General features: G+C 36.6%; 20 protein-coding genes and 1 tRNA gene. 7 read left to right on the top strand and 14 right to left on the bottom strand.

What is annotated here, in order from left to right:
• Nucleotides 1-2: 2 nt before the first annotated feature.
• The 3 genes from AC000W_RS00830 to AC000W_RS00820 are packed head-to-tail and all read right to left on the bottom strand — an operon-like array spanning nucleotide 3 to nucleotide 5,399.
• Nucleotides 3-1,313, bottom strand: coding sequence for a DUF4249 family protein (locus AC000W_RS00830; protein WP_474745222.1), 1,311 nt, complete (start codon nucleotides 1,311-1,313; stop codon nucleotides 3-5).
• Complete coding sequence (locus AC000W_RS00825; protein ID WP_474745220.1) at nucleotides 1,310-2,536, bottom strand: DUF4249 domain-containing protein; 1,227 nt, start codon at nucleotides 2,534-2,536, stop codon at nucleotides 1,310-1,312. The genes AC000W_RS00830 and AC000W_RS00825 overlap by 4 nt, the downstream gene beginning before the upstream one ends.
• 19 nt (nucleotides 2,537-2,555) lie before the next feature.
• On the bottom strand, nucleotides 2,556-5,399 hold the full coding sequence (locus tag AC000W_RS00820; protein WP_474745218.1) for a TonB-dependent receptor: 2,844 nt from the start codon (nucleotides 5,397-5,399) through the stop codon (nucleotides 2,556-2,558).
• A gap of 180 nt (nucleotides 5,400-5,579) precedes the next feature.
• On the opposite strand from AC000W_RS00820, the gene AC000W_RS00815 reads away from it, so the two are divergent.
• Nucleotides 5,580-6,971: an AGE family epimerase/isomerase gene (locus AC000W_RS00815; protein ID WP_474745216.1), complete on the top strand. Its 1,392-nt coding sequence runs from the start codon at nucleotides 5,580-5,582 to the stop codon at nucleotides 6,969-6,971.
• Between the two features lie 49 nt (nucleotides 6,972-7,020).
• On the opposite strand, the gene AC000W_RS00810 is transcribed toward AC000W_RS00815, so the two are convergent.
• From AC000W_RS00810 to AC000W_RS00790, 5 genes are all read right to left on the bottom strand, one after another.
• On the bottom strand, nucleotides 7,021-7,827 hold the full coding sequence (locus AC000W_RS00810; RefSeq protein WP_474745215.1) for a DUF4097 family beta strand repeat-containing protein: 807 nt from the start codon (nucleotides 7,825-7,827) through the stop codon (nucleotides 7,021-7,023).
• Between the two features lie 26 nt (nucleotides 7,828-7,853).
• Nucleotides 7,854-8,723, bottom strand: coding sequence for a DUF4097 family beta strand repeat-containing protein (locus tag AC000W_RS00805; protein WP_474745213.1), 870 nt, complete (start codon nucleotides 8,721-8,723; stop codon nucleotides 7,854-7,856).
• Between the two features lie 41 nt (nucleotides 8,724-8,764).
• Complete coding sequence (locus tag AC000W_RS00800; RefSeq protein WP_474745211.1) at nucleotides 8,765-9,559, bottom strand: HEAT repeat domain-containing protein; 795 nt, start codon at nucleotides 9,557-9,559, stop codon at nucleotides 8,765-8,767.
• 3 nt (nucleotides 9,560-9,562) lie between these two features.
• Nucleotides 9,563-10,090, bottom strand: coding sequence for an RNA polymerase sigma factor (locus AC000W_RS00795; RefSeq protein ID WP_474745209.1), 528 nt, complete (start codon nucleotides 10,088-10,090; stop codon nucleotides 9,563-9,565).
• A gap of 122 nt (nucleotides 10,091-10,212) precedes the next feature.
• Nucleotides 10,213-10,977, bottom strand: a complete 765-nt coding sequence (locus AC000W_RS00790) for an SDR family NAD(P)-dependent oxidoreductase (RefSeq protein WP_474745208.1) — start codon at nucleotides 10,975-10,977, stop codon at nucleotides 10,213-10,215.
• Between the two features lie 136 nt (nucleotides 10,978-11,113).
• Here AC000W_RS00790 and AC000W_RS00785 point away from each other — a divergent pair, with 136 nt between their 5' ends.
• Nucleotides 11,114-12,214 carry a Gfo/Idh/MocA family protein gene (locus AC000W_RS00785; RefSeq protein WP_474745206.1) on the top strand — a complete coding sequence of 367 codons (1,101 nt, stop codon included), beginning with the start codon at nucleotides 11,114-11,116 and terminating at the stop codon, nucleotides 12,212-12,214.
• Between the two features lie 34 nt (nucleotides 12,215-12,248).
• On the opposite strand, the gene AC000W_RS00780 is transcribed toward AC000W_RS00785, so the two are convergent.
• Nucleotides 12,249-12,322: transfer RNA gene (locus tag AC000W_RS00780), tRNA-Ile, on the bottom strand.
• A gap of 84 nt (nucleotides 12,323-12,406) precedes the next feature.
• A complete protein-coding gene (gene mce, locus AC000W_RS00775) occupies nucleotides 12,407-12,811 on the bottom strand; it encodes a methylmalonyl-CoA epimerase (protein ID WP_474745205.1) in 405 nt (134 codons plus the stop codon).
• Between the two features lie 59 nt (nucleotides 12,812-12,870).
• Here mce and rbfA point away from each other — a divergent pair, with 59 nt between their 5' ends.
• Together rbfA and AC000W_RS00765 are read left to right on the top strand one after the other, a co-directional pair.
• Nucleotides 12,871-13,263, top strand: coding sequence for a 30S ribosome-binding factor RbfA (gene rbfA / locus AC000W_RS00770; protein WP_474745204.1), 393 nt, complete (start codon nucleotides 12,871-12,873; stop codon nucleotides 13,261-13,263).
• A gap of 3 nt (nucleotides 13,264-13,266) precedes the next feature.
• Nucleotides 13,267-14,487 carry an ABC transporter permease gene (locus tag AC000W_RS00765; protein ID WP_474745203.1) on the top strand — a complete coding sequence of 407 codons (1,221 nt, stop codon included), beginning with the start codon at nucleotides 13,267-13,269 and terminating at the stop codon, nucleotides 14,485-14,487.
• 8 nt (nucleotides 14,488-14,495) lie between these two features.
• Here AC000W_RS00765 and dusB read toward each other — a convergent pair whose 3' ends face one another.
• Entirely contained in the window at nucleotides 14,496-15,488 is a 993-nt protein-coding gene (gene dusB / locus AC000W_RS00760) for a tRNA dihydrouridine synthase DusB (protein ID WP_474745202.1), read from the bottom strand.
• Nucleotides 15,489-15,499: 11 nt separating this feature from the next.
• Nucleotides 15,500-16,720 carry a M28 family peptidase gene (locus tag AC000W_RS00755; RefSeq protein WP_474745197.1) on the bottom strand — a complete coding sequence of 407 codons (1,221 nt, stop codon included), beginning with the start codon at nucleotides 16,718-16,720 and terminating at the stop codon, nucleotides 15,500-15,502.
• A gap of 37 nt (nucleotides 16,721-16,757) precedes the next feature.
• On the opposite strand from AC000W_RS00755, the gene AC000W_RS00750 reads away from it, so the two are divergent.
• On the top strand, nucleotides 16,758-17,858 hold the full coding sequence (locus AC000W_RS00750; RefSeq protein ID WP_474745196.1) for a TolB family protein: 1,101 nt from the start codon (nucleotides 16,758-16,760) through the stop codon (nucleotides 17,856-17,858).
• A 1-nt stretch (nucleotide 17,859) separates the two neighbouring features.
• Here AC000W_RS00750 and AC000W_RS00745 read toward each other — a convergent pair whose 3' ends face one another.
• Nucleotides 17,860-20,268 carry a TonB-dependent receptor domain-containing protein gene (locus AC000W_RS00745; RefSeq protein ID WP_474745194.1) on the bottom strand — a complete coding sequence of 803 codons (2,409 nt, stop codon included), beginning with the start codon at nucleotides 20,266-20,268 and terminating at the stop codon, nucleotides 17,860-17,862.
• A gap of 198 nt (nucleotides 20,269-20,466) precedes the next feature.
• Between AC000W_RS00745 and lepA the strand changes: the two genes are divergently transcribed.
• Nucleotides 20,467-22,263 carry a translation elongation factor 4 gene (lepA, locus tag AC000W_RS00740; RefSeq protein WP_474745192.1) on the top strand — a complete coding sequence of 599 codons (1,797 nt, stop codon included), beginning with the start codon at nucleotides 20,467-20,469 and terminating at the stop codon, nucleotides 22,261-22,263.
• Here the strand turns inward: lepA and AC000W_RS00735 are convergent.
• Nucleotides 22,260-24,092 (bottom strand): cation:proton antiporter, encoded by a 1,833-nt coding sequence (locus tag AC000W_RS00735; RefSeq protein ID WP_474745190.1) that lies wholly within the window; start codon nucleotides 24,090-24,092, stop codon nucleotides 22,260-22,262. The two genes, lepA and AC000W_RS00735, sit on opposite strands and share 4 nt — an antisense overlap.
• A gap of 211 nt (nucleotides 24,093-24,303) precedes the next feature.
• On the opposite strand from AC000W_RS00735, the gene AC000W_RS00730 reads away from it, so the two are divergent.
• Nucleotides 24,304-25,161: a universal stress protein gene (locus tag AC000W_RS00730; protein ID WP_474745188.1), complete on the top strand. Its 858-nt coding sequence runs from the start codon at nucleotides 24,304-24,306 to the stop codon at nucleotides 25,159-25,161.

Raw genomic sequence — 25,161 nt, 5'->3', positions numbered from 1 at the left:
TATCATTCTTCCTCCCAAAATTCTGGCACAACATTGCTTCCTAAGGTTGTACAATCTCCACAAACAGATGGCACATAAATATATGGGCCAGGACAGGTACCAATATTTAAATCATTATTTCCGACAAAAGCAATTAATCCTTCATTTACACGCTCTATTATTGATTGGGGGCAATTGTTCATTGCCTCTCCTTGAAAACAATAGCTCACATGCGATTCTGGTGACGAATGCAGGCCACAAACAAATGGAAAAGGAGGCAGGGGTTCTTCCGGATAAAAATCTGTATAATTAAAAAACACTCTGTCCTTTGACACTGATACCACATCAAAAAAGCCCATGACAACACCAAGGCTACCATCATCTGCATATAAATTTCCTTCTAAAAATCCCGGTTGTACTTGGGAAAACACATTGCCCGTTTGACTAAAATTGTTCAATTGATCATAAAAGCCATAGGCCTCTGCACTTGAAACCATTTGAGATACCTCAATACTGTATCTATGCGAAATCATAAAGTTATCCTTTCCCAAAAAACGAACCATAAAACGTTCTAGACTGCTATCATCAATATTAGACAATTGTGCTTGTACAATTTCATTTGAAGCCTCTGTGGCATAGCAAATTTGTTGCTCTTCGGTTCGTTCCACAATCTCCAGATCATACGTGGGAACGGGCAATGCGCATGGGTCATAATTGCTTAGTTTAAACTCAAAAGGAGTCCAATCCGGGGCAATAATCTTATATGTTTCATCATATACATAACGTAAATTTTGAGCATTCCCAGCTTCACTACTATTGTCAATAAAAATCCCTATGCCTTCCACACCCGTATCACTAATGGTTTTTTCTGCATAAAGATTGTCAATAGACGATACCCCTTGAATCTTCATAGGTTTTGAAGAAATATCCTTGCCAGCAGATGTTCTCACTTTTAGTTGATATGTATTGTTTTGTTCCGCCGCAAATTGAGAAATTGATTCATAAACACCTGGGCTGGTCTCATTAAAAGTGTATATAGCCCCTGTACCATCAACAACCTCAACCTGGGCATTTTCTTCATAATTGACCAAGTCCCTGTCAATGTCCCAAGATGGTATAAAGGGATTGTAAGTAGAGTCTATTTCCAAATCAATAATTGTATCCACTTTGGTCAAAATAACCCTATGGTTTTTTAGCTCATTGGTTAATGTACCTTCAACTATTAAAATGTCCGGTTTTATACTTCCTTTAGCTCCGACGGCCAAATCTACTTCTTCTATACAAGAGAAGCATATTACAATTAAAGAAACTAGTAGTGCTATTTTTTTCATCATTCTATCCAAAATTCTGGTACAATATTGCTTCCCAACTTGGTACAATCACCACAAGGGCTTGGCCAAGTAAAATATGGGCTAAAATCATCCCCTTCCTTTTCAGCAGCAAAGGTTATCAACCCTGCCAGAATAGCCTCAATAAGAGGAGAGTCACAATCCCCATCACATACAAGACCATCACAATGATATCCCGGACCATATAAGGGTGGATTGCCCAGTGTATTGCAATTTATTGCATATGGCGGCAAAGGTTCTCCAGGAAATAAATCGTCATAATTAAAATACGTTCTTTTTTCACTTACTGAAGCGACCTCAAAATAGCCCAACACATTTTCCGTGGAATTGGATATTGATACCATGTTGCCCTCCAAAAATCCAGGCTGTATCTGCGAGAATATATTGTCTGATGATGAAAAGCTTTCCAAACCCTGGTAATATGAATGGGCATCCACGTTTTGGGAAAACTGCCTCACCAAAATGCTATACCTATGAGACATTATATAATTGTTTCTTGATATAAACCGTATTTCTTTGTTTTTAATTTGATTCTTATCCAAATCCGATGTAGAAGCCTGAATAATCCGTGATGACAGTGCGGACCCAAAACACGTCTTTTGCTCCTCTATCCTGGGTTTAATCCCTACTTCATATTGTCTTCTGGTACAAGGAACGTAATAAACTACCTCAAATTCAAAAGGATCCCATTTAGGTGCAATAATTTTATAAGTTTCTTCATACTCAAAACGAAAAAAAGTTGGGTCTTTTGATGTTGAAGCATTATTTAAAAAAATCCCAGCGCCCTCTACACCCTCATCGTTTATGAGTCTCTGGGAAATAAGATTGGAGATAGGTACTTTTTGAGGAGTGCGTACAACTTCTGACTCATATTTTTTGCCATCAGAAGTTGTGACTTTTAATACATACTCATTCCCATGTTCTGCAGCGAACTCAATGTTTGAATAATAAGTTCCGGGCTCAGTTTCCTCAAAGGTATATTCTATATCTTGTCCGTTTAAAATTTTCACCAATGCCCCTGTTTCTTCTGTTGGGTTTTCTTCCTCAAATTTAAAAAGGCGCGTTAAAACTACCTTATGGGATTTCAACTCATCTGTTAACAAAGCGTCCACCACCAAAATATTTTTAAAACCAATGGTTTTTGCATCAAAAGGTTGTATGCAACTTACAATACAAAATAAACTCAACCATTTTAGTTCCTTTTTCATCTTTTCTATTTAAAGATTTCTAGAATTTAAAATTGTAAGTGATAGAGGGTATTGGTATTCCAAAAATAGAGCTCTGCAAAGCTTTTACCTCTCCATCTTCGGTCACAAAAAAGACCGAATAAGGGTTGTTACGGCCCAGAACATTATAAACGGAAACAGTAACAAAGCTGTGTGCTAGCTTGTTTTTTCTATGATTTCCCTCAATATTTACCCCTAGATCCAATCTATAAAAATCTGGAATGCGAAACTCGTTCCTATTGCTAAAAGCAACAAAATCAGCATTGTTGAACCTAAAAGTTCCTATTGGATAGGTAACCGGTCTACCTGTTTGGTACACAAAATTTGCGGAAAAACTATATCTTCTAGTGAGCCTATAATTTGCAATTAGACTTACATCGTGCGGTTTGTCAAAATTAGATGCAAAAAATTCGCCATTGTTAATTCTCTCCTCACTAAACTCACTGTCAAAACGGTACAGTGACCTTGAGTAGGTATAGCTTAGCCAGCCATTAAGGTTGCCCCTATTCTTTTTTAGTAAAAATTCTACCCCATACGCTTTTCCATCTCCTTGGAGTATTTCGGTCTCCACATTTTCATTCAAAAAAAGATTCGCCCCGGTCTTAAAATCCAGAACATCATCCATTCTTTTATAGTATCCCTCAAGGCTTAGTTCATATTCGTTCTCCTTAAAATTTTTATACAGCCCTAATGATGCTTGGTAACCTTGTTGGGGTTTAATATTTAAATCAGACAGTTTCCATGTGTCTATTGGAGAAACCGTTGTATTGTTGGATAGCGTGTGCAAAAATTGATATGAATTGTTAACACTTGCTTTTATAGAAAAATCCGGTGTAATTAAATATCTAGCGGAAATCCGAACTTCTGGGCCACCGTAGGTTTCAATAACCTCTCCGCCATCATAGGATGTAGTGTTTTGTACTGTTGATTCGTTTTTTGGCAAGCCCTCTAAATACGTTCTTTGCTCTCCAGAACCCAGCGCTGCAAAAAAAGCATACCGCAGACCTAAATTGACCAAAAACTCTTCCCCAAACTTAATTTCATCACCAATAAACAAGGCCCCTTCGACCGCCTGTTCATTATCTATAAAAGTTGGGACAATGTTAGAACCTATTCCATCAGGTTCTAGACTTCCTGGATTTACTGAGTAATATTTGAGCGACAACCCGTAATCAAATGCGTTTTCATCGTTAAAAATGGTTCGCAACTTATACTTCAGTTCCGTTTCATTAATACTATAATTCAAATTGAAATCGGTGTTGGCCTCTCCATCAAAATCAATTCCAAACCCATAATCACTATTGCCAACAAACAATGCGGCATTAGTCTTTTCATTGAACTGGTGATCCCATCTTGTTGAAAAAAGACGATTACTATAATTGTAGAGGGAATCTGACGTGATACTAAAAGCATCCCGGCTGTAATATGCAGTAGCCTTTACCTCATTGTTTTCATTGATTTTATTGTGGTATTTTAATATTCCATCAAAAAATGAGGCATTGCTATTATTTAATGACTCGTCATCCAAAGAACGCAAAATCCAATCTGCATACGCTCCCCTAGCGCCCACTACAAGTGATGATTTGTCCTTCTCCAAAGGAATTTCCAGGGCCAAATTGCCTGTGACGGGGCCAATGGATCCCTCGCCAGTTATTTTTTCAACGTTTCCATTTTTGGTACGGATATCAAAAACAGAAGACAGCCTACCCCCAAACTCTACGGGCATTGCCCCTTTGTAAATATCTACTCCTTTGGTCGTAAAAGGGTTTAACGCTTGGAATATCCCGAAAAAATGTTGCGGGTTATAAATTACGGCATCATCCAATAGAACAAGGTTCTGGTCCGTTTTTCCGCCACGTACATTTAGACCCGTTGCCCCTTCTCCAGCAGAAGATATTCCCGGCAGGGCCTTGGCCACTTGTAGAATGTCCCTTTCCCCTAATACCAAAGGAATGTTTTTTGATTCTTCAGAATTAATCTGTTCACTACCGGTTATGGCATCTTCAACATTTTTGGCGGCATCTGCCTCCACCACCACCTCTTCCAGCTCCTGCAAACCTTCTTCAAGCACCAAATCCAACCTCCCGTCATTGTACATGATTATTTCTCGCTCCAAAGCTGCAATTCCCATTGCGCTAGTGGTAATTATGTTATATCCTGATGGAAGTTCCAACTCATAATTTCCCGCGCCATCTGTAATTGTTATTAAATTTGACCCCTTTAATCTAATGGCCAAATCCTGAATTGGTTCTCCTGTACGGGCGTTAACAGCTTTTCCCTTAAGAGTATATGTTGGTTTTAAATTAGTTTGATCAGACTTGCCAATTCTTGCAATACTGTATTTTTTTTGAGCTCGTCTAATTTCATCTCCCAAAAAAGGAGGGGGTGGAACATTGCCTGCCCTTGTATCTTCCACGCCTTCTTCTTGTGCATTTATCTTCCTAAAAAAACCAATTGGCAATTCATCGTAAATGATGGTGTTTTCCAGCAAAAAAACGCGCTTTTCATTCTCTTTTATATAAAAATTCAAATCTGTCTTGGACAAAACCTCTTCTAAAATGCTGGGAATCGATTCGTTTTCATAAGCTATCGAAACTGTGTCCTTTGTCACCCATTCATCTACAAAAAAGAACTTAAAGCCTGTTTCCTTCTCTAATTTTACAAGAATTTCTTTCAAAGACGTATTGGAATATTCCCCAGAATAAAGGGGCTGTTCTTGGCCATAAGACCATGCCGACATTATGGCAAAAAACACGGAAACAGTGATTCTTTGCAAAATTCGCAACCTATGAATTGATAAATTGCCAATCTTTAAAAATGTTCTATAATTTAATTCGTATTTCATATTGTTTCGAGTGTTCTAACAGCTTGACTTTTAAACTATTCCCAAGAAATTGAAGCAAGATATAAGCTAAATTTACTTTTTTAATTTTATAAAAAGGTATTCAACAAAACTTTAATTGCAATACTAATTTTTCTCCCATATTGAATTATTGGTTAGTTTTAGTGTATAATATTGATTTATATGAAGTTTTTGTTTATTTCACTCAAAGTTTTTTCTCTCTTTGCTTTGTTGTTTTTTCAATCTTGCAAACAGGAAGAGGTCAAGAAAAAGGATGAGCTTGTTCAACTTTTGCCAGAAATTGAAGCTTCTTTGGAAGAATTAATCAATGTTTGGTATCCAAAAAGCATAGATACTGTGCATGGGGGGTTTTTAGCAGATTTTGATGCAGAATGGAATGCAGCCGGAGCACAAAATAAAATGTTGGTTACCCAAGCAAGGCATGTTTGGACGGCTTCTACCTTAGCAATGTTTTATGGTGACAACAAATACCAGGAAATTGCAAAACATGGTGTTGATTTTTTAAAAAACAATATGTGGGATGATGAAAATGGGGGTTTTTATACACTAAAAGGCATAGAACACGATTCTCTAAAATTACTGTCAACCTCTAAAAGTGCTTATGGCAATTCTTTTGCTATTTATGGCCTATCTACCTACTATAAAATATCTAAAGATACTACGGCCCTAAACTTGGCAAAGAAAACATTCCTGTGGTTAGAAGAACATGCCCATGATCCTGAACATAAAGGATATTTTGATGTGCTAAAACAAGATGGCTCTTGGATGTTAGATGTTGCAGAAAATGATAATAATTATAGTGATTTTGTTAGAAAAGACTGGAAAGACCAAAACTCATCCATTCACTTGATGGAGTCCTTTACGGCTTTGTATGAGGTTTGGCCAGACCCGCTAGTAAAAGAACGTTTAAATGAGTTACTAGTTTTAATTAGAGATACCATAACTACAGACATAGGCTCCTTAACATTACATCTAGAAAGAGACTGGACTCCAGTTTCTTTTAAAGATTCAACCGAAACCTTTAGAAAGGCCAATTTTTGGCTGGACCATATTTCTTTTGGGCATGATGTAGAAACAGCGTTTTTAATGTTAGAAGCATCTCATGTTTTGCACATTGAAGACGATTCTAAAACCTTAGCAATAGGCAAAAAAATGGTAGACCATTCCCTTGACAAAGGGTGGGATGCGGAAAAAGGCGGGTTTTATGATGGTGGATACTACTATAATGATTCCGATGAGTGTGTCATAGAAAATCCTGCCAAAGTATGGTGGACTCAAGCAGAAGGACTTAATTCTCTTCTTTTATTATCAAAACTATATCCAGAAGAAGAGCAGTATGCTAAATTGTTTGAAAAGCAATGGGCATACCTAAACACCTATATGATAGACCATGAGCACGGTGGTTGGTACCATGAGGGATTAGACTCTAAACCTGATGCCAACAAAGATGTAAAAGCGCAAGTTTGGAAAGTAAACTATCATAATATTAGAGCTTTGGTAAATGTCATTCAGATGTTAAAAGGTGATTTTGTATTGACTCAAAACGAGCATTAATAAAAAAGCCCTCATTAAAAATGAGGGCTTTTATTTTTATAATCTCTTCTTATTTAGACCGTATTATAATATCCCCATTAAAGTTCTTAAAAAGCATTTCTGGTCCACCGCCATTAATGGTTCCTTTTACCCAACTTTCTATTTCTACTTTATAGGTGCCAGAAGATTTGTCGGTTTTTGTAACTGGACCCTGCTTATCCAGGGCCATATCAAAATCGGTGAAAATGTCGCCCATGTCAGATTTTGCCTTTATGTTCGCCTTTAATGAGCTTGGAAAGGTTATATCAACATCGCCATTAAAGCTGGTGAAAGCCATGCTTGCACCATTAGTAATGGTCTTAAAATTTGCTTTTACATGACCATTGGTAGTGTTAACAGAGGCGGACCCGCTAACATCTTCCAAGTCTATATGGCCATTTATATTACTTATTTCCATTTCCCCATTTACTCCTTTTACATAAATATCACCATCATTTATGGTGCTCAACTTTAATGAAAAATTCTTAGGAATCTTTATTTCTAAATCTGTTTTTGTGTTCCATTGCTCATTAATTATTTCCACTACATTATTCTTTTCTTCTGCACTTATTGCTAGAGATGTATGGGCAATGCGTTTTAATCCGTTTTTGGTTTTATTGCCTTTATCATTATCTCCAAAAGAAGCTTTTACAATAACCTCTTCCCCCTCATAGGCAATCACATTGATGGAACCTGTTATTTGGCCTACCACCAATTTTCCAGAATTGTTTGGATTACTTAATGGAATAGAAAATAATTCTGTGCCGGTTTCCTGTGCCTTTACTGTGCAAATGGCTAGGAATAGAAATAGTGCTGTAATTGTTTTTATGTTTTTCATGACTTTATTTTCTTAATGTTCTTTTACTAAATTTTTTTAATGATTACATTCCCGTTTAAGGTTTCAAAATCAAAATCGATTCCTCCTTTACCTATTTGTACCATTTGTTTTGACTCATACTTATATTTGCCCTTTTTTGTGTTGTTGGGTTCATCTTTACGTATTCTGCTAAATTGTTTTACAATATCAAAATCTGTGAACATTTCTCCGTTCATACTTTTAAAACCAATGTTTGCAGATAGGTCTTTTTGATAGGTAATATTAATATCTCCGTTTAAGGAATAATAACTGGATTCTGCCACTGGATTGTCAACATAAGAAATAGTCACCTCCCCATTGATACAATGTACATCGGTCTGGCCTGTTACCTTTTCCAAGGCAATACCTCCATTAATATTGTTTGCCTTAATAAAACCCCCTCGGGTATTTTTTACCAAAACTTCCCCATCATTAATAGTTGACACCTCTATTTTTATGTTTTTGGGAACTTTTATATTAAAATTTAAGTTGTGTTCATATTCAGGTTCATCATAACGATCATGCCAATTAAATTTTAATCTATTCTCGTTAAAACTAATATAAGGGGCGTCTGGATGTGCAATTATTTTATTTTCTATAACAACAACTTTTAATTGCAGCTCCTTCTTGCCAAGTTCTAAATCCTCGGTATTATCAGCAGAAATTAATTTTTCTACTTCTAACAATACTGTATCCCCATCATACCCTTCCACCGTGATAGAACCAAATACATTTTTAATTATTAATGTGTTCTCTGAGCTAGTCCCTACAAACGAAACTTCCTTTTTAATTTGTTCTTTAAACTGTTTTCTCTGTGCTTTTACTGTCTGTACTCCCAAAAGAAGCATAAGCCCTGCACATGTTGCTAATTGTTTCATGATTTTTAAATTTGACTGTTCGTGATTGATTGATAATTCTTTTATATAATGGAATGAATAGAGGTTTCTAGCTTTTCCTTAACCGACTTATCCAATTCCTGGGTTCGTATTAATTTTTTAAATGGTTCTACTGATTTTTTCTCCTGCAGGGCCACCATAAGGTCAGCCAAGGTAACTTGTACAATAGGTGATTCTTGTTTTACTATAGATGCTACAAGTCCCTCTCTAACTATAGGATTATCTAAGTAATTGGTCAAAGACTCGATTGCCGCCAACCTTACATTTACATTGGGGTCATTATTAAGTGTTTGTAACAGCGCCTTGATTACCCTATCATTGGCCTTTTTAAATTTATTGGCCTCACTTACTCCTTGTAATCTTTGGTTGGCAGAAGGCTGGTCCAATAGTGTTAAGACCAATTCCCCCCTTACTTTATCTGTTTCTGTGTTTACAACAGTATTGGTGTCTATCGCAGAATCTGAGCTCAAAAAATATCCCGCTCCCAACCCAATACAGAGCAATAGCAATCCATAAGCAAGCTGAGGGCGTAAAATATTTTTGAAAATAGAATTAAGACTACTTTTTATGATATCAGTGGTTCTTTCCTTATTATCCTTCTGGCCATGGAGCATCTCATAAAAACGAGCATCCATTTGTTCTGAAGGGTCAGGGGTTTCTAATTGTTTTACCTGGTTCCAAGCATATTGCATCTCATCAAACTCTTGTTGAAATTTTGGATTGTCTTTCAAGAACTTTTCAAATTTCTCTCTTCCTTCCTTGGATATGGTTCCAGAAAGGTGCTCCATTGCTAATATTTCAAATTTTTCCTGTTCCATGGGTTACATTTTTTCCATTTGAATAAAAACCGTTTTTAAATCCTTTAATGCTCTATGAGCCTTAACTTTTGCAGCCCCCTCACTACATCCCAAAACAGCGCCTATTTCACTGAATTTCATTTCTTTAAACTTGCTCAAAATCAATATTTCTCGTTTCTCTATACTTAATTTGTTCAATGCTTTATTTAGCTGCAATACATCGTCATTATAGTCCATTTTTGTATTTATATCCTCGGAATCCTGCATCTTATGCTCTATGATAGAGAGTGGGTTTGCATCTGCTTTCTTATTGTGTTTTTTAAAATGGTCATAATAAATATTTCGAGCCATTTTAAATATCCATGCATCAAAAGATCCTTCTCCTGTATAAGTGTGCTTGTATTTTAAAATCTTTATGAACACATTCTGTACTAAATCTTCACTTATAGATGCGTTGCCGCTCATGTTGTAAAAAAAACCAAACAATCTTTTCTTATGACGTTCATATAGCAAGCCCAGTTTGTCTGTATCACCAGACTTTACTTTTAGCATTAATGAATTATCTGTGAGAGCTTGCAATGGTTTTGGTTTTAGGTCTACAAAAAGGGTAAACTTCCTTTTTTGGAAAAGGTTACAAAAATTTATAAAAAATTTTAATGCCTGTGAGTGTAAAATCAATCTTCATAAGGGGAAGGGCTAACAGAGGTCCATCCACCATCAATCACTAGGCTTTGTCCCGTAATATGTTTGGCATCATCAGAAACTAGGAATAATGCTGCTTTTGCAATATCCAAAACGGATGCTGGCCTGCCCAATGGCGTCAATGTTTCCCAGGTTTTGGAATAGTTCTCCTCTTTTAGGGTTCTTTCTGTTAAGGTGGCCCCAGGGGCAATTGTGTTTATATTGATTTTATATGGAGATAACTCTATCACCAAATTTTTAGCCAGCATTTCCAAAGCGGCTTTACTCATTCCATAGGCAGCAAGGTTTCTATGGGCTTGGTGACCCGTAACCGAGGACATAAGCAGAATTGCCCCGCCATTATTCTGTTTTTTCATTTGTTTTGCGGCAGCCTGAGCCAGAAAAAAACTACCTCCAAGATTTACTTCCATAACTTTAAAAAAAGAATCCGGAGTGTAAGAAAGAAAGTCTCCAAATAATGTAATGCCCGCGTTTGCAACTACTATGTCTAGTTTTCCATAGTCCAATATGGCTTTGTCTACCATTTTTTTGATAAAAGCTAAATCACTGGAATCTCCAGAAATGGCAATGCAATTACCCTGTTTTTGGTTAATTTCTTTTGCGGCATTAATGGCCAGTTTAGGGTCAATATCATTTAATAATACGTTTGCTCCCTCCAATACCAACTGCCTACATATTTCCAATCCAATACCTTGACCTGCCCCAGTTACAATAACCACCTTGCCTTTAAAATCCATATTACTTACTTTGCTTATAATTAACACACTACGTTAATTATTTCTAAAATACGCAATTACTATTATACTTATAATAACTTGTGGTTTTAAAGCATTAAATACATACACCTTGAAAAAAAACTCCAGACGTTCTTTCGTGAAAAATTTAAGTTTGGGGGTTGGTTCAACCGCTCTTTTGCCTCCCCTAACTTCTTTCAATACAGTTTCCAATAAGCATTCTCAAAAGTATGTGGGCAAAAAATTAAATGTTGCACTTTGTGGTTTAGGACGTTACGCCAATATTTTAGCAAATGGTTTAATGGAGTCCCAATATTGTACCCTTGCGGGGATTATTACAGGCACTCCACAAAAGGCAATTGATTGGAAAAAGAAGTACAACATTCCAGAAGAGAACATCTATAATTATGACAATTTTGATACCATAAAAGACAATCCCGATATAGACTTGGTGTATGTGGTGTTACCAAATGGAATGCACAAGGAATATACCATAAGGGCTGCCAAAGCAGGGAAGCATGTTATTGTGGAAAAACCCATGGCAAATACAGCCCAGGATTGCAAAGAAATGATTGATGCCTGCAAAGATGCAGGCGTACAATTGGCGGTGGGCTACCGTTTGCATTATGAACCCAATCATCTTGAAATTAAAAGGCTTGGGCAAAAAAAGATCTTTGGACAAGTTCGTTTTATAGAAGTCTCTCTAGGGTATAATTTAAGGGGAACCCCGCCCGATGATTGGCACCTTAAAAAAGCGCTCTCTGGCGGAGGGCCGCTAATGAACCTAGGGGTATACTGCATACAAGCCAGCCGCTATGTGTTGGGAGAAGAACCTGTATCTGTGACAGCACAATTTGGGCCAGTTACCATGCCTCATTTGTTTAAAGAGGTTGAAGAATCCATTACCTGGCAACTAACCTTTCCCAGTGGAGCGGTTTGCACCTCATCAACCACATCCAATTGTGGTATTGATAGGTTTTATGCCGGAGCGGAAAACGGTTTTTTTGAATTGAGTCCAGCAGTAAGTTATGGTCCATTTAGAGGCAGAACGCGGGAAAAGGAATTTAACTTTCCTGTAATTAACCAACAGGCGGCGCAATTGGATGGTATCGGGAAATTAATTCTAGAAAACAAACAACTCCCAAGCCATATTACTGGCGAAGAAGGGCTTAAAGATTTGAAGGTCATTGAAGCTGTTTATAAAGCCGCCGAGAACGGGGGGAAAGTTGTTTTGAAATAAAAAAGCCTTCAACATTAATGTTGAAGGCTTTTCGTGGTCCCACCTGGGCTCGAACCAGGGACCACCTGATTATGAGTCAGGTGCTCTAACCAACTGAGCTATAGGACCAGCTATTGACTAGCGGATGCAAAACTAATACTATTTTTTAGACGTTGCAAACAATTTTACGCTCATAAAACCCCTAACAATGCCTTATTTTGCTATTTCTTGGCACAACTCTATCAATACCCCATTGCAGCTTTTTGGGTGTACAAATACCACGAGTTTGTTGTCTGCTCCTTTTTTAGGTTTTTTGTTTAAAATGGTAAACCCCTCGGCTTCTAATCTTTTCATTTCTGCATTAATGTCCTCTACTGCAAAGGCAATATGGTGCACGCCCTCTCCTTTTTTGTCAATAAATTTGGCAATGGGTCCATCTTCATCTAAAGATTCCAGTAATTCCACTTTATTGGGACCTGCTTTAAAAAAAGATGTTTTAACTCCCTCTGACTTTACTTCTTCTTCTTTATAAGGGGCAACCCCCAATAATTTTTCATAAAGTTCATTGGATGAATGCAAATTCTTTACAGCAATCCCAATATGTTCTATTTTATCCACCTTCTACCAATTTAGTCTTAAACCTGTAATTTACATATAATTCTACGTATTTTTGCCGAATGGAAACACAGAGACAGAAAAAAATTGGAGGTGTCTTACAAAAAGATTTGGCGGATATCCTTCAACGTGCAGCCACCGATGGAGGGCTAAAGGGCACATTAATTTCTATTTCCAAAGTAGTGGTGACAACCGATCTTTCCATAGCAAAAGTGTACGTTAGCATTTTTCCTGCAAAAAACGCTATCGAATTATTGGAGGGGATGAAATCCAATCAACCTCTCATAAAACACGAGTTGGCACAGCGCACCAGAAATCAATTGAGACGAATTCCAGAGCTACTGTTCTTTTTGGATGATTCTTTAGAATATATAGAGGGAATAGAAAACTCACTTAAAGGAGAAGAAAACCCTATTGAGAATAGGGATTTATTGGAAAAAAGAAAAAAGTCCTAAAGGTTGAACTTTACTTTGTACATAGCGCAACGGTATGTAAGGTCCAAGAGCAGTCAAAATGTAGTGAACATCATTAATTTTGTCACTTTTTTGGTGATTGTCATTGGTTCCATGGCTCTTTTTATAGTTCTTTCTGGTTTTGCTGGTTTAAAAACCTTTAGCTTGTCTTTTAGTGAGTCTACAGACCCAGACCTAAAGGCTTTGCCTTCAATTGGTAAGTTTTATTCCATATCACCCGAACAAGAAAAGGAGTTAAGTGAAATTTCTGGAGTTGCCTCTTTCGCCAAAGAAATTGAGGAGCAGGTATATCTTACCTACAGAGAAAAAAGCCATGTGGCCAATATAAAAGGGATTGATGCTAACTATGTTAACACCACAAACATGGACAGCACCATTTATTACGGTAGTTGGGAAATTGATAGTAATTATGGTGTTGCAGGCCGTGGTATTGTAAACTTGTTGGGTTTGGCAACCAATGATGGCCGTAATCCACTAACTATTTTAGCTCCCAAGCCAGGAAAAGGAAGTATTTCCCAGCAAACCTCAACAAATCCTTTTGATAATCTATTTAACAGACTACCCTTGGTCATTAGTGGTGTTTATGCCATTGAAAATGATTTGGACCACAAATATGTATTTGCTGATTTGCCCTTGGTACAAGCCCTATTGGAAAAAGATAATAAAACAGTGTCTGGCATTAATTTTAAGTTTGACGAAACTACAAATGAGCAGGAAGTAAGAAATACCATTAAAAATGTGTTGGGCGATGCAATTGTTTTAAAAAACAGAAAAGAATTGAACGGTACCCTACATAAGATGCTAAATACCGAAAATTTAGCAACCTATCTTATCTTTACTCTGGTACTTATCATTGCACTTTTTAATGTGGTTGGGGCTATTATTATGATGATTTTGGACAAGCAACAAAATTCTAGAACGCTATATAGTTTGGGCACCACCATTAAAGAGTTACGTAAAATTTACTTTGTACAAGGCGTCCTTGTTACAGGCTTAGGAGGGTTTATTGGTGTGCTATTGGGAGCCATCTTAATTTGGTCTCAATTGGCCTTTGGGTGGTTAAAAATAACTCCTTCTCTTGCTTATCCCGTAGAGTTTAAGGTAGTCAATGTGCTTATTGTATTGGCAACTATTATTGTCTTGGGTATTATTGCTTCTAAAATAGCCAGCAGTAGAATAAACAGGCGTTTAGTGGCTACGGCCTAAAAAGGTTTTTATACAAATTGAAAATCTCCAAACTTTTCCATAACCTCGTCAAAAGCGGCAAAAACATCTACTGATTCGTCGCTGGTGACCATTTTCATGCGGTATTCCTTAAAGTTTGGTATTCCCTTAAAATAATTGGTATAATGCCTTCTTGTTTCAAAAACTCCTAATTTTTCGCCTTTCCAGTCAATAGACATTTGTAAATGTCTTCTAGCGGCATTCACTCTTTCTTCCATCGTGGGTGGAGCGCAATGCTCCCCTGTTTTAAAATAGTGTTTTACCTCATTAAAAAACCATGGATAACCAATACTTGCACGACCTATCATAGCACCATCCAAACCATAATCATCTCTCATTCTCATGGCGGCTTCAGGTGAATCTATATCCCCATTTCCAAAAACAGGAATATGCATTCTAGAGTTGTTCTTTACTTCTGCAATGGGTTTCCAATCCGCATCGCCCTTATACATTTGTACTCTAGTGCGCCCATGAATAGCAATGGCTTTAATGCCCACATCTTGTAATCGTTCTGCAACCTCAACAATTTTAATGGAATCATGGTCCCATCCCAAACGGGTTTTTACAGTTATTGGCAAATTGGTTCTTTTTACCATTTCCTCTGTTAGTTTTACCATCAGAGGAATGTCACGGAGAATCCCCGCGCCAGCATTTTTACTGACCACTTTCTTAACTGGACATCCAAAATTGATGTCTATAATGTCTGGTTTTGATTTTTCAACAATATCAATGGATTGAAGCATGGAGTCCAAATTGGCACCAAAAATCTGAATACCAACGGGGCGTTCCTTTTCATAGATGTCAAGTTTCATCGTGCTTTTCGCCGCATCACGAATCAATCCTTCAGAAGAGATAAATTCAGTATAGACAACGTCTGCCCCCTGTTCCTTGCACAAGGCTCGGAAAGGTGGGTCGCTCACATCTTCCATAGGTGCTAAAAGCAATGGAAAATTAGGTAGTTCTATGTTCCCTATTTTTACCACTTTATTTAAAACTAAAAATCTATTTTCTTTGTTAGGGTCTCTCCCTCCCTGTCCACAGTAACTTCTACACTATCACCTTCTTTAAATACGGAAAGAGCTCTCATATAGCTCATCATGTCTGTAATAGTGCTATCTCCCAATTTTATGACTACATCGCCTTTTAACAATCCTGCGTTAAAAGCGGGTCTATCCTCGCTAACACCATCAATGCGCATTCCCTTTCCATCAAAAAGATAGTCTGGCATTACGCCTAAACCAACCTTGAAACGTGGAGTTTCTTCACTTTCGTTTTTGGTTTTTCTAAATTGAAGTTTATCTTTTCCATCCAATTCTCCAATAGTTGCCAAAATATAATCTGTAATCATTTCCATACCCTCATAATTCAGTTTATCAGAATCATCCGAGGGTTTATGATAATCCTCATGCTGGCCCGTAAAGAAGTGCAAAACTGGAATATCCTGTAGATAAAATGAGGTATGATCAGATGGGCCTATTCCAGACTCTTTCAATACCAATTTAAATCCTGGGTTCACCGAATTAAGTACTTGGTTCCAAATAGGTGCCGTACCAGTTCCGCTAACAGAAAGTGTTTTGTCTTCCCTTAATCTCCCAACCATGTCCATGTTAATCATGTAATTTGCGTTGGAAAGGTCAATTGTTGGGTTTTTTGCAAAATAATTACTTCCTAAAAGCCCCATTTCTTCTCCGGAAAAAGCCATAAATAAATAATTGTTTCCTTGCAAAGTGTCCTTAAGTTTTCTAGCTAATTTTAATAATATTCCCACGCCACTTGCATTGTCATCTGCCCCATTGTGTATATCTTCTCCAACATACAAAGAACCTTCACCACCCATTCCCAAGTGGTCAAAATGAGCTCCAATAATCACTGTGTTTATAGCCTTGTTATCTACATACCCAATAACATTTCTCCCTGTAATAGTACTGTCGCCTTGTCCCACAAACTGGGCCTCATCATGCGGTCCTTTCTTTGGTTTAAAAGTAAATGTTTGGTAATATGTATTGTCTAAGCCTTTTGGTAGCAGACCCAAGCCCTCCATTCTTTCTTTAATGTACGCTGCTGCTTTTACTTCATTTTCTGTGCCAGTTTCCCTTCCTCCAAGTTCATCCTTTGCCAAAAAAGCTACATCTTCTTGGATGGTAACTAGGGGAGCTTCCTGTTCTTTACATGACCAAAAGGCAAGAAAAATCACAAAAAGTAATGTCTTATTCATAACATAAAAGTTAATTTTGCACAAAAATAAGCATCTTATGAGGATTTTCTCTTTCCTATTTTTAGTTCTTCTTTTTGTTAGCTGTAAGCAAGAGCCAAAAAAGAATTCCGTTGTTGAAGAAAACACAATTGAAATTAAAACCGATTCCCTTATATATCCCGAAGAAAAACACTTTAAATCTTTACAGCAAGTAACTTTTGGTGGTGATAATGCTGAGGCTTACTGGAGTTTTGATGATAAAAACATTGTTTTTCAATCCAATAACACCAATTGGAATGTTGAATGCGATCAAATGTTTTTAATGAATATTGGCGAAACTTTTGAGGATAAAATTCCTCCTATGGTAAGTACTGGCATGGGGCGCACCACTTGCTCCTACTTTTTGCCAGATAATAAACATATTATTTATGCTTCTACACATTTAGTGGACAAAGAATGCCCAGAAGTGCCTCTTAGAAAAAATGGAAAGTATGTATGGCCAGTCTATGATTCTTTTGACATTTTTGTGGCCGACTTGGATGGCAATATAGTTAATCAACTTACAAACGAAGTAGGGTATGATGCTGAGCCAACAGTGTCTCCAAAAGGCGACAAAATTGTTTTTACTTCCATGCGAAGTGGGGATTTAGAACTATATACCATGAATTTAGATGGCAGTGATGTACACCAAGTAACAGATGAGCTTGGGTATGATGGCGGTGCGTTCTTTTCTCCTGATGGCACTAAAATAATTTTTAGGGCTTCTAGACCAAAAACAGATGAAGAAATTACAGAATATAAAGAGCTTTTATCTCAAGGATTGGTTCAGCCTACTGAAATGGAGTTGTTTATCTGCGATGCTGATGGCGGAAATCTTAAGCAGCTCACTTATTTGGGTAATGCTAATTGGAGTCCGTTTTTTCATCCCTCAGGAGAAAAAATTCTTTTTTCAAGTAATTATGAATCAGAACGTGGCTTTCCTTTTAATTTATATTTAATAGATATTGATGGGAAGAATCTAGAACGAGTAACCCATGGGGAAACTTTTGATGCTTTTCCTGTTTTTTCTAACAATGGTGAAAAATTAATTTTTTCCAGTAATAGAAACAATGGGGGTACGCGTGATACTAACTTGTTTATTGCTGAATGGCAGGATTAGCTTATAATCTGTCCCGCTCGTTTTTATCAATATCCCGCTCGTTGTCACTTAACTTAAAGTTGCCAAAGTTATAGGTAAAGCCTAAACGTACAAACTGCCATTCCGATACGGGAGAATAAGAATTGTTTTGGTTTAGAAATTTAGCTGTGTAGTCTGAATTGGACTTGTTTAAAATATCTTCTACTGACAAAGATAAGGCCGCTTTATTGTCCCAGAGCGTTTTGCGCAACCCAAACGTAAGGTTTGTTTTTGGGCCCATTACATAAGTTCCTGAAATAAAATCTGAAAAATGAAAAAACCCCAATTCACCCGTAAACGTTCCGTCTTTAGAGAGAGTGAGGTAATTGGACATTTGAAAATACACCCCTTCTACAATATTGGTAAAAGGAATGCCGTTGGTTTCTTCTGCCACAAAAGTCTCATCTTCATAAAATAATGAAGTATATGCATATAAATACCAGTTTTTAAGGATAGATTTATTAATGGTAAAATCTAACCCATATGAAACACTTTCAAGAACATTTTGGTTTAATGTGTGTAATGTTTGTGTTTGATTGTCCTGAAAACTTAAGGTGCTTATATCGTTGCCGTTGTCATTATAATATATAGCAAAAATAAAATCATTGTTTAAGGTGTAACTAAGTTCAAATCTATGTGCAAAACTTGGTTGCAAATTTGGATTACCTGTTGTAAAATCATTCTCATAAAGAAAATACCTAAATGGATTTAAATCATCATACCTAGGCCTTTCCAATTTTCTGCTATAATCAAAAGAAAAGCTATGCTTGTCCGAAGCTGTATATAAAATATAAGCACTAGGGAATAATTCAAAATATTGTTGAGAGTTGGTGCTGTTCAAGGTCAAGGATTTTCCTTTCGCATCTGTATACTCCCCTCTAACCCCCGCTTTTATTGACCATTTGTCCCAGTCCTTAAGAATGCTTATGTATCCCGCAGAAACAACTTCATCATACTCAAAATTGTCTGACAAACTAGAATTAAGGGTTTGATTGTTTCCTAACACATTAAAAAAGTCCAAACCACTAATAGAGTTTATGGTAGAAATTTTTGCTCCAGTTTCAAAAACTGTAGTGCCAATTGGAGTGGTGTAGTCTATCTGCCCCGTTAGAATCTCTATGTCTTGGGCGGCATCTGTAAAAAAACTGTTATTTCTTAAAAAGACATTAGCGGTGTCAAAATAATCGGAAGACACATTTTGTGTTTGTGTTTCATCATATGTTGTGTAGTGTCCATTTAATGTTAAAGACGCCCCTTCCCTTTTAAATTTATGTTTATACGATAGGTCAAAAGCAAGGTTTAAATTATCATTTTCTAAATTACTTTTTGTTGCAAACGTAGAGTCCAATTGTCTTTGTCCGTTATAAGCTTGTCCGTCCAAGGTGTTTGTATATGTCTTGTTTGGGGATAGAGACAAATTAGTGGTCAGGTTAAGGCTGTTTTTATCATCAATATCATAATCCAAAATTACATTGGCATTTTGTGCCAATGATTTAGTGGTCCTGTTATAGTTCGTCTCCCAAATTGAAAAAATACTATTGGTATCATCAATATAATTAATGTTACTAAAAGTCCTTTTTTTATCTTTCCTAGGGTTTATGGAATAATTGACAAATGCGTTTAATTTATCAGCCTTAAAATAATGGCTTGTTCCAAAACTATATTTAGGAAAAATAGCCTGTGTATAACTGCCATTGATGCTCCCTTTATATCCAGGGATTACATTTTTGCTGGTAACAATATTCAAAACAGCTCGGCCTTCTGCTTCATATCTTGCAGGTGGGTTTTTTATTACCTCAACAGATTTTATATTAACCCCCGACAAGCCCTCCAACAAATCTTTTATCTCAGATTGTGATAAATGTACTTTTCTATCATTAAGGTAAATACTTGGGGTTGTGCTTCCTATTTGCAGTTGGTCCTGTACCATAATAACTCCAGGGGTTCTTCTTAAGATATCCCAAGTATTCCCCTCAGAGGCTACAGTGTTTTCAACATTAAAAACCAATCTATCTACTTTGTGCTCTATGGTTGGTTTTTTTGCCGTTACAACAACTTCATCTAAAACATCAGCTCTTTCTTCAATGACTAAAGTTCCAATTTTGGTGTCTCGTTGAACATCAATGGCTGTAAGTTTAGATGTTTGACCAATATAACTTGCGCTAATCCAATATAAAGAAGGTACAACTTCATTGATGCTAAAAAACCCTTCTTCATCTGCCGAAGCACCTTTAACTATAGTAGAATCTGATACTTGAAGAAGAAAAACATTGGCATAAGGAATGATTTCATTTACACCATCCTTTACCCATCCACTAACTTGATAGTCTTGAGCGGTTAAACTTAAAGTACTGACGAATGCTAATATCAATAAAGGATATAGGTTTTTCATCTATTCATCTGGGGGTTCGGTTTTCAAATCTAAGAAAATATTTAGGCTTTTATTAACAAAAATTGTATTCTTTGCCAGAATTAGACTACCTGTCACACTATTTTCTTCATATTTGGCCAAATTCACAATCTAGGTGTACAAATAATTTATATTTGCAGTTGCTTACGTTTTTACCTAGAAGCAAATGTAATTGAGTGTATGAAAAAAATCAGGAATTTCTGTATTATTGCCCATATAGACCATGGTAAAAGCACCTTGGCAGATAGATTATTGGACTTTACAGGCTCGGTCACAGAGCGTGAAAAACAAGACCAATTGTTGGACAGTATGGATTTGGAGCGTGAGCGTGGTATTACTATAAAAAGTCATGCCATACAAATGGATTATGTTTACAAAGGAGAAGAATATATTTTGAATTTAATTGACACTCCTGGGCACGTAGATTTTTCTTATGAAGTTTCTAGATCAATAGCCGCTTGTGAAGGAGCTCTTTTGGTTGTCGATGCGGCTCAAAGCATTCAGGCACAGACCATAAGTAATCTATACCTTGCTCTGGAAAATGATTTAGAGATTATTCCTGTTTTAAATAAAGTTGACCTTCCTAGTGCCAGTCCAGAAGAAGTTACAGATGATATAGTTGATTTGCTAGGGTGTAGTCCAGATGAGGTAATACCGGCCAGTGCCAAAACTGGTATTGGAATTGAAGAAATTTTGACTGCCATTATAGAGCGTATTCCTGCTCCAAAAGGAAATCCAGAGGAATCCCTACAAGCATTGGTGTTTGATTCTGTTTACAATCCATTCAGGGGTGTTGAGACTTATTTTAGAGTGATAAACGGAGAAATAAAAAAGGGTCAGAAAATTAAGTTTGTTGCTACGGGAAAAGATTATTTTGCCGATGAGGTAGGAACCCTTAACCTAACACAGTCGCCAAAGCAAAGTATTAAAACAGGAGATGTTGGGTATTTAATTACTGGAATCAAAGATGCAAGAGAAGTAAAAGTAGGAGATACTATTACAGATGCAGCAAAACCCACTGTAAATGCAATTGAGGGGTTTGAAGATGTAAAACCAATGGTGTTCGCTGGTATTTATCCTGTTGATACAGAGGATTTTGAAGAGTTGCGTTCTTCCATGGAAAAATTACAGTTAAATGATGCATCTCTCGTTTTCTCTCCTGAAAGCAGTGCCGCTCTTGGTTTTGGATTTCGCTGCGGGTTTTTGGGAATGTTGCACATGGAAATTATTCAGGAACGTTTAGAGCGTGAGTTTGACATGACGGTAATTACAACCGTTCCCAATGTTAGTTACCATGCTTTTACAAGGAAGGACCCTGAAAAGCATTTAATTGTGAACAACCCTTCAGATTTACCAGACCCTTCAACAATAGATAGGGTAGAAGAACCATATATAAAAGCTACCATTATTACGAAATCTGATTTTGTTGGCAATGTTATGTCTCTTTGTATTGAAAAAAGAGGAATTATTACCAATCAAACCTATTTGACAACAGAAAGGGTAGAGCTTAATTTTGATATGCCCTTGGCAGAAATTGTCTTCGATTTTTATGACCGATTAAAAACCGTGTCTAAAGGCTATGCTTCTTTTGATTACGCTCCAATTGGCATGAGAACCTCGAAATTGGTTAGGGTTGATATTCTTTTAAATGCTCAGCCAGTGGATGCGCTTTCTGCATTAATACATGCGGATAATGCTGCGAACATTGGTAAGAAAATGTGCGAAAAACTTAAAGAGTTAATTCCAAGGCAACAGTTTGATATTCCTATACAGGCTGCTATCGGAGCAAAAATCATATCAAGAGAAACCATTAAGGCGCTTAGAAAAGATGTGACTGCAAAATGTTACGGGGGTGATATTTCCCGTAAAAGGAAATTGCTGGAAAAGCAGAAAAAAGGTAAAAAACGCATGAGACAAGTTGGTAATGTAGAAATTCCGCAACAAGCATTTATGGCCGTTCTAAAATTGAATGATTAATCTATTTCTGCTTTAAACTGCTTGCCTAGATACACCAATTTACTCCGGTTTTCAATATTATTGATTTCTTCACTATATGAAGAAATTATAATCAATTCCCCATCAGGCACTTTTAGAAAAACAGGGATAATTTCTTCATCCTTTTTTGTGATTTCTATCAGCTTATCATAATGGTTTTTGTCCTTTAGGTCTATCTCATTTATTGATGGGTATTTTCTAACCGTTTCAGTTAATTTTATAAAATCATCTGTGTGTGAAAAAAGACCTTCCCGAGGGTTATTTTCTGGGTTGTTCATTTCATCTGTATTTACCAATCTAAAAGAGCCATTTTCCCCAAACTGCTTTTTAAACTTATCAATTGCAAAATTGTTAATATCCGAATTTCCAGTAAGTGCCATCAAATAACCAACATCGTTCAATTCAATATTGTCAGTTAACGAATCAGAATAAATATTTGCTACCATAGCCTCCAATCCGAGTGCCTTTGCTTTTTCAACATTGTTTTGATTATTATCAATTACAACTACATGTCGATTATTTTCTTTCAGATAGTTAGCAATAAGCCTTGATACTTTGGATGCACCAATGATAAGAATTCCATCAGATTTTTTTAAAAACACTCCTATCCATTTAGAAAAAATCCTAGCAGTAGTGGCATTCAATAAAACAGTACCTAAAACAATCATAAAAACCAATGGGGTAATATACTCTGCTCCCGGTTCTCCCTTTGCCAAAAGCTTAGAGCCAAATAAAGAAGCAATTCCTGCGGCCACAATACCTCTTGGGCCTACCCAACCAATAAAAAGTTTTTCGTTGAATTTAAGGTTGGAACCATGGGCGCTTACGAACACTCCCAATGGGCGTACCGCGAATACAATAACAACAAAAAGCAGCGCTGTCTTCCAATTATAAATAAGTTCTAAGTCTGTAATATTAATGTTGGCCGCCAAAAGAATAAAAAGAATGGAAATCAATAAAACGCTGAGCGATTCCTTAAAATAGAGCAACTCTTTAAGGTTAGGTAAATCTATGTTCCCCATAACCATTCCCATGACCACAACCGCTAAAAGGCCAGATTCATGCGCAAACATATCCGATAGAACAAAAACAAGCAGGACAGCAGATAATGTGGCAACATTTAACAAATAATGTGGTATTAATTTCTTTTTAATAGAAAAAGCCAATGCGTGCGCAAATGTGAATCCGAAAGTGGTGCCAAAAAGCAAAATCTTGCCAAATTCCATTAAAGCAGTTTGAGTATAGCCGTTACCACCACCTACACTAATAAATTCAAATACTAATACTGCCACCAATGCGCCAATAGGGTCTATAAGAATTCCCTCCCATTTTAAAACAGTGGAAATGTCTTTTTTTAAAGGTATATTTCTTAAAATAGGAGTAATAACCGTTGGGCCTGTAACAATAATCAAAGCAGAAAACAGAAAACTAATTTGCCAATCCAATTCAAAAATATAATGTGCGGCAACCCCTGCTCCAAAAAAAGTAATGACACTACCGATAGTAATTAGTTTGGTGATTACAGGTCCTACATTTTTTATTTCTGACTGCTTTAATGTTAGTCCCCCTTCAAAAAGAATAATACTAATGGCCAATGAAACAAAATAATATAGTCCTTCTCCGGGAAAAAGTCCTTTTTCCCCATTCCAAATGGGTTCTACAAGTTTAAGTCCGTCTTCTGTATATAACGTAGATATTGGGCCAACCAAAAGGCCTATCAAAATTAATGGCAAAATGGCCGGAAGTTTTAATCTCCATGCCACCCATTGGGCAATAATTCCTAGGATAATGATTCCTGCCAGTTCTATCATTGGTTTATTTTTGAATTAAAGCTAAACTCTTACTTGGCTAAAATTAAGAATCTTTCGTCTTTAATCACAAAACTGATCGTAAAGGTTTTTCTAGATATAGGCTTTGTCTTGTTTTTTTCTTGTTGGTCTTTTTTTCAAGATATTGTGAAAGGGTTGTTTTTAAATTGGGGCACTTGCTTAATTTTTCTATATTGTCAGTGAAACATTTTTAATGAAAAATTCGGTACAGCCATTTAAATCAATCTTATTGGGGTTTGCTTTTTCGCCTTCGCTTAAAATCAACATTTTGGAAACTTCCAGGATAGCTCATTTTTTTGATTCAAAGCTTATTTTATTACATGTTGGTAAAAAAACTACAGAAAAAGAAAAGAAAATAGAGGAGGTTCTTGACCAAATTGAGCACAAAGGTTTGTTCATAGATATAAAATGGAAAGAAGGAGATCCCTATGAAACAATATTAAACAGCTGCAGGGAGGAAAGCATTGATCTTTTAATGTTGGGAGCTCTTCAACACGAAAATCTTTATCAATTTTATGTGGGTTCCATAGCTAGAAAACTTACCCGCAAAGTGTGTTGCTCCGTCTTATTGCTTATTAAACCTTCGGCAGAAAGGGTTCCTTGCAAACATATTGTGGTAAATGGGCTAGATGCGCCAGAAACACCTGTTGCTATCACCGATGCTTTTTATGTCGCTAATGCTTTGGGCGCAAAACAAATCACTGTTGTAGAGGAAATAAGACAAAAAGAGGTTCATGTAGTTGTTGAAGATGACCGGTCCTTAAAAAAGGCCAATATTATGAAAGAACGCTTAAAGCATAGGGAAGAAAGCCGGGTTCGTAAAATCATTAAAACCTTACCTCCCAATCTTACCCAAAATCTTAAAATAAAAACTCAAAGTATTTTTGGAAAACGGGGGTATTCTATTGGCCATTATGCAGAAGTAGTGAGGGCCGATTTATTAGTAATGAACGCGCCAAAAAAATCAAGTATTTTAGACCGAATTTTTCCTCATGATATTGAATATATTTTATCTGATTTACCAACTGATATTTTAATAATTCGGGAATAA

The sequence above is a fragment of the Saonia sp. genome (assembly GCF_056326165.1).
Note: the sequence above shows the minus strand (reverse complement) of the source record. Positions and strands in the feature narration are given on the sequence as shown.

Excerpts from the sequence above, each read along its gene's own strand:
- AC000W_RS00800 (WP_474745211.1), bottom strand. The coding sequence starts at position 9,559 with ATGGAACAGGAAAAATTTGAAATATTAGCAATGGAGCACCTTTCTGGA.
- AC000W_RS00830 (WP_474745222.1), bottom strand. The coding sequence starts at position 1,313 with ATGATGAAAAAAATAGCACTACTAGTTTCTTTAATTGTAATATGCTTC.
- AC000W_RS00820 (WP_474745218.1), bottom strand. The coding sequence starts at position 5,399 with ATGAAATACGAATTAAATTATAGAACATTTTTAAAGATTGGCAATTTA.
- AC000W_RS00755 (WP_474745197.1), bottom strand. The coding sequence starts at position 16,720 with ATGAATAAGACATTACTTTTTGTGATTTTTCTTGCCTTTTGGTCATGT.
- rbfA (WP_474745204.1), top strand. The coding sequence starts at position 12,871 with ATGGAAACACAGAGACAGAAAAAAATTGGAGGTGTCTTACAAAAAGAT.
- AC000W_RS00730 (WP_474745188.1), top strand. The coding sequence starts at position 24,304 with ATGAAAAATTCGGTACAGCCATTTAAATCAATCTTATTGGGGTTTGCT.
- lepA (WP_474745192.1), top strand. The coding sequence starts at position 20,467 with ATGAAAAAAATCAGGAATTTCTGTATTATTGCCCATATAGACCATGGT.
- AC000W_RS00735 (WP_474745190.1), bottom strand. The coding sequence starts at position 24,092 with ATGATAGAACTGGCAGGAATCATTATCCTAGGAATTATTGCCCAATGG.
- AC000W_RS00805 (WP_474745213.1), bottom strand. The coding sequence starts at position 8,723 with ATGAAACAATTAGCAACATGTGCAGGGCTTATGCTTCTTTTGGGAGTA.
- AC000W_RS00795 (WP_474745209.1), bottom strand. The coding sequence starts at position 10,090 with ATGCTAAAAGTAAAGTCTGGTGATACAGACAAACTGGGCTTGCTATAT.
- AC000W_RS00810 (WP_474745215.1), bottom strand. The coding sequence starts at position 7,827 with ATGAAAAACATAAAAACAATTACAGCACTATTTCTATTCCTAGCCATT.
- AC000W_RS00745 (WP_474745194.1), bottom strand. The coding sequence starts at position 20,268 with ATGAAAAACCTATATCCTTTATTGATATTAGCATTCGTCAGTACTTTA.
- AC000W_RS00815 (WP_474745216.1), top strand. The coding sequence starts at position 5,580 with ATGAAGTTTTTGTTTATTTCACTCAAAGTTTTTTCTCTCTTTGCTTTG.
- AC000W_RS00790 (WP_474745208.1), bottom strand. The coding sequence starts at position 10,977 with ATGGATTTTAAAGGCAAGGTGGTTATTGTAACTGGGGCAGGTCAAGGT.
- AC000W_RS00750 (WP_474745196.1), top strand. The coding sequence starts at position 16,758 with ATGAGGATTTTCTCTTTCCTATTTTTAGTTCTTCTTTTTGTTAGCTGT.
- AC000W_RS00825 (WP_474745220.1), bottom strand. The coding sequence starts at position 2,536 with ATGAAAAAGGAACTAAAATGGTTGAGTTTATTTTGTATTGTAAGTTGC.